The 4,602-nt window shown below is 59.9% G+C and carries 5 protein-coding genes and 1 pseudogene; 4 read left to right on the top strand and 2 right to left on the bottom strand.

Annotated elements, in window-relative coordinates:
• Positions 1-296 (bottom strand): transporter substrate-binding domain-containing protein (locus AC1DWI_RS14465; RefSeq protein ID WP_477725076.1); only part of this gene is annotated, 296 nt, incomplete at its 3' end.
• Positions 297-330: 34 nt separating this feature from the next.
• Positions 331-1,482 carry a 4-hydroxyphenylpyruvate dioxygenase gene (hppD, locus tag AC1DWI_RS14470; protein ID WP_477670116.1) on the bottom strand — a complete coding sequence of 384 codons (1,152 nt, stop codon included), beginning with the start codon at positions 1,480-1,482 and terminating at the stop codon, positions 331-333.
• Between the two features lie 117 nt (positions 1,483-1,599).
• On the opposite strand from hppD, the gene AC1DWI_RS14475 reads away from it, so the two are divergent.
• The 4 genes and pseudogenes from AC1DWI_RS14475 to AC1DWI_RS14490 all read left to right on the top strand — a co-directional run.
• Positions 1,600-2,073 carry an Lrp/AsnC family transcriptional regulator gene (locus tag AC1DWI_RS14475; protein ID WP_477670115.1) on the top strand — a complete coding sequence of 158 codons (474 nt, stop codon included), beginning with the start codon at positions 1,600-1,602 and terminating at the stop codon, positions 2,071-2,073.
• Between the two features lie 263 nt (positions 2,074-2,336).
• Positions 2,337-3,074, top strand: coding sequence for a GNAT family N-acetyltransferase (locus tag AC1DWI_RS14480; protein ID WP_457282811.1), 738 nt, complete (start codon positions 2,337-2,339; stop codon positions 3,072-3,074).
• A gap of 373 nt (positions 3,075-3,447) precedes the next feature.
• Positions 3,448-4,230: an HlyC/CorC family transporter gene (locus tag AC1DWI_RS14485; protein WP_477670114.1), complete on the top strand. Its 783-nt coding sequence runs from the start codon at positions 3,448-3,450 to the stop codon at positions 4,228-4,230.
• Positions 4,231-4,287: 57 nt separating this feature from the next.
• Positions 4,288-4,602: pseudogene (locus AC1DWI_RS14490) on the top strand (apolipoprotein N-acyltransferase); the annotation flags it as partial.

Raw genomic sequence — 4,602 nt, forward strand, 5'->3', positions numbered from 1 at the left:
AGGTTGGACCAGCTGGTCTTGACCCACTCAGGCTTCACACCCAGGCTGGCCGTGAGGGAGGCCATCAGGTCCACGTCGATACCTTCAAACGTGCCGTCGGGCTTCTGGAAGCTGAAGGGCTTGTAGTCGCCCGGCGTGCAGATGCGCAGCACGCCGGCTTTTTGCACGCTGTCCAGGCTGGAGGCCGGAGCGACGCTGACCGCCGTCTGGGCATATGCCCCCGTCACCGCAAAAAATGCAGCGGTGGCGACACCCAATGCGGCCAGGCGATGGGGCAGTTGCGGGCAAAGTGACATGGCAATCTCCGTGAGGTTGGGGGATGGAAAAACTTTATTGTGCGCTTGCCTTGGCGCCCGACAAAACCCCGCGGCGCATCTGGTCCAGCTCGATGCTTTCAAACAGCGCCTTGAAATTGCCTTCGCCGAAACCGTCGTCGCCCTTGCGCTGGATGAACTCGAAGAAGATCGGGCCGAGCTGGTTTTCACTGAAGATCTGCAGCAGCAACGCGCCCTTTTTTCCATCCACCAGGATCTTGCGCTTCTTCAAATCGGCCACGCTCTCGCCGTGTCCGGGGATGCGTTTGTCGACCAGCTCGTAATAGGTGTCGATCGTGTCCAGCAGCTTCACGCCGCTGCTGCGCAATGCATCCACCGTAGTGAACAGGTCGTTGCTGCCCATGGCGATGTGCTGGATGCCTTCGCCCTGGTAGCGGTCCAGGTACTCCTGAATCTGGCCGGCTTTTTCGTTGCCCTCTTCGTTGATCGGGATGCGGATCTTGCCGCAGGGGCTGGTCATGGCCTTGCTCTTCACGCCGGTGACCTGGCCTTCGATGTCGAAGTAGCGGATTTCGCGGAAATTGAAGAGCCGTTCGTAAAAGCCGGCCCATTCGTCCATGCGGCCGCGGTGCACGTTGTGCGTCAGGTGGTCGATATACGTCAGGCCGTGGCCGGCGGGGTTCAGCGCGTCACCCTGCACGCCGGGCAAGGCTTCAAAGTCCACGTCGTAAAAGCCGATGTTGCCGATGTCGCCGGGTTGCGCGCCGTTCTTGCCGCGCCATTTGTCGATGAAGTAGATGATCGAATCGCCAATACCCTTGATGGCCGGAATGTTCAGCTCACCAGGCGCCGATGTGTGGGCATACCCCCAGGCGCCCAGTGAGATTGCGCGTTCATAGGCGGCCTTGGCGTCCTGCACGCGAAAAGCGATGGCGCAGACGCTGGGGCCGTGCTGGCGCGCAAAGCGCTGGGCAAACGAGTCGGGYTCAGCATTGAGGATGAAGTTGATGCCGCCCTGGCGGTACAGCGTGACATTCTTGTGGCGGTGTTTGGCAATCGGCGTGAAGCCCATGCGCTCGAACAACGCACCCATGGCGACAGGGTCGGGTGCCGCATATTCAATGAACTCAAAACCGTCGGTGCCCATGGGGTTGTCCCAGGCCGCGCCCTGTTCAAAGTTCAGGGCGGTGTCGTCKCGTGCATTCATGCGTGTCTCCAGATAGGTGTGCGTATAAAGTAACTTTAGCGGCGCTGGCGGTCAGTTTTACTGCGAAATGGGGCGTTTGTATTGCTATTGGCGCAGTAAAACTGCAAAATAATCCGCATGGAAGCACTTGACAAGCTTGATCGGCACATTTTGCGCAGCCTGCAGGCCGATGGTCGCGCTACCTTCGATCTGCTCGCCGAGCAGGTGGGGCTTTCACCCAGTGCGGTTCTGCGGCGCGTGAAGCGGCTTGAAGAAAGCGGCGTCATCGACCGCTATGTGGCGCTCGTCAAGCCCGAGGCTGTGGGGCTGGGGCTCACGGCTTACATCAACGTACGGCTGGAAAAGCACACCGAAAGCCACAAGCGCAACCCCATGGACCTGTTCCGGGCCAGCGTGCAGACCTGGCCTGAAGTAGCCGAGTGCGCAGCGCTGACTGGTGAGATGGACTACCTGCTGCGCGTGCTGGTGCAGGACATGGCGCATTACAGCCGTTTCATCATGGACACCCTGCTCAAACATCCCAGCGTGCAGGACTGCAAAACGAGTTTTGTGCTGGACCGGGTCAAGGCGACGACGGCCGTTCCTTTGTGAGCTGAACCGGGGGCGAAGCCGGGGAACCGGCATTTCCATGTGCCTGACTTGCCCGGATGTGCGCGAAAAGTGTTGCCGTATCACAACAATCCACGCGCCGGAGCAACTGAAAGTGTCAGTTTGCTATATTTTTAATAGCCGCCTGCGCCCGTATTTATTGGGAAAAATCCACATAAGGGTGTTTTTTTGAAGCGACCCTCTATTGACGCTGATTCAGAAGCCCCTAGACTGTTGATTCTAGGGAAAACCCTTATATTGAGATCATGGTTACACCCAGCACCCTTTTAAGAGCATCCTATAACGCAGGCAAGGAATTCTTCCGGCCTCCCGTGGAAGAGCGCGCCTCCGCGGCACCTCCAGCGCGTCACGTCCAGCCCGTCATGGTTCCCATCCGCTCGATCGGCCCCAGCCACGGGGAACGCATCGCCACCCATTTGCTGGCCCTGAGCCCCCACGACCGTTACCTGCGCTTTGGCTATTCGGCCAACGATGAGCAGATTCACCGCTATGTGGACGGGCTCAACTTCGAGCGCGACGAGATTTTCGGTATTTACAACCGCAAGCTCGAACTGATCGCCATGGCCCACCTGGCGCATACCACCGACCCCAACCTGAAAAGCTGCGCCGAGTTCGGCGTGTCTGTATTGGCCCAGGCGCGTGGCCGCGGCTACGGCTCGCGTCTTTTTGACCGCGCCGTCATGCACGCCCGAAACAACGGTGTCGACATGATGTTCATCCACGCGCTGAGCGAAAACACCGCCATGCTCAACATCGCACGCAAGGCCGGCGCCACGATCGAACGCGACGGCTCTGAAAGCGAGGCCTACCTGAAGCTGCCGCCGGCCGACCTGGACTCGCGCATGACCGAAATGGTCGAAGAGCAGATCGCCCAGACCGACTACCGCCTCAAGGTTCAGGCCAAGCAGTTCTGGGACCTGCTGGCGATGGTTCAGGAAGTGCGGCAGGGCGTGCGTGATGGACGGGACCGCATGCCGATGTGATGGCTTCAGCCTGGGGCCCGCGCGGGGTCGGCGCAAGAGCCGGCTGCGTGCCGGCTCAACCCAGGCAGCAGGTGCCGTAAGACGTGCTTGGCGCTATCAATTCAATAGCTGCTCGCGCTCATTTCCATTGGCTACGCGCCAAAAATCATCCAAACCTCCGCCACGTGTCCCTGAATGGACACAAACCCAAACAGGAAATACAAAAGCCAACCGCTTCGGCACGCGGCGGCCAATTACGCCTGCGCACCGTCAAGGATTTCAGCTATCCTTAGCCCCTTCACAACTACCGACCGCCCATCACGTGTCCGACGTTCCCCCCAGTCGGTCTTCCAGGCCAGAAGACAAACGCGGCTTTTTGCAGAAGCTCGCTGAAATGCTCCACCCAGGCCCCGACTCGAAGGACGAGTTGATCGAGACCCTGGTGGAAGCCCAGGACAATGACGTCATCGGAGCCCAGAGCCGCGAGATGCTCGAGGGGGTCATCCGCATGGCCGACATGACGGCGGGCGATGTCATGGTGGCAGCCCCGCGCATGGACGTGATCAACATCGACGCGCCGTTCGACGAACTGCTGCACCTGGTGATCGACACCGCCCACTCGCGCTTTCCCGTCTACGAAGGCGAAAAGGAAAACATCCTCGGCATCCTGATGGCCAAGGATCTGCTCAAGCTGCAGCGCGCGCCCGAACTCAACATCAAGGCCCTGCTCCGGCCCGCCGTCTTTGTGCCGGAGAGCAAGGGGCTGAACGACCTGCTGCGTGAATTCCGCGGCAACCGCAACCACCTTGCCATCGTCATTGACGAATTCGGCCGCGTGGCCGGCCTCATCACCATTGAAGATGTGCTCGAGCAGATCGTCGGCGAGATCGAGGACGAATTCGACATTGCCGAAGACGAGGGCGACATCTTCGGCCTCAGCGACCATACCTACCGCGTCAGCGGCGACACCTCCATCGAGCGTGTCAACGAAGCTTTTGGTGTGACGCTGCCCGAAACCGACTTCGATACGATCGGGGGGCTGGTGGCGCATGAGATGGGCCATGTTCCCAAGCGCGGCGAGCATTACGCGCTGGCCGGCCTGCAGTTCACCGTACTGCACACCAAAGGTGGGGCTGTGCGCTGGTTCAAGGTGTCGCCGGTCAACGCCGGCGTCTGACAACGAATTCACGAAAAAAAGGGCGGGCTGACTATGGGACGGGATTCGATTCAAAGCATGATGTCCCATCTCCCCACCTTGCCTGCGTTGCTTGAGCACGCGCGCAACCCGCCGCCGCGCAAAGGCATTTCGCCGTTCCAGATTGCTATTATTTTGATAGCTGGTTGCACCCATGCAGCAAGCATGGCCTGGCCTTTTGATTTTGGTTTTGCACAGGGCCAGCCGCTGTGGTGGCTGCAACTGCTGGCGCTTTTCCTGTTTGCCGCGCAACTTGACAGCTGCCGCTCCTGGAAGCGCGCCGCCTGGATGGGCGGTCTTTTCGGCACGGCGATGTTGTGCAGCACCTTCTGGTGGCTGTTCATTTCCATGCAC

The sequence above is a fragment of the Polaromonas sp. P3_C2 genome, from assembly GCF_056402675.1.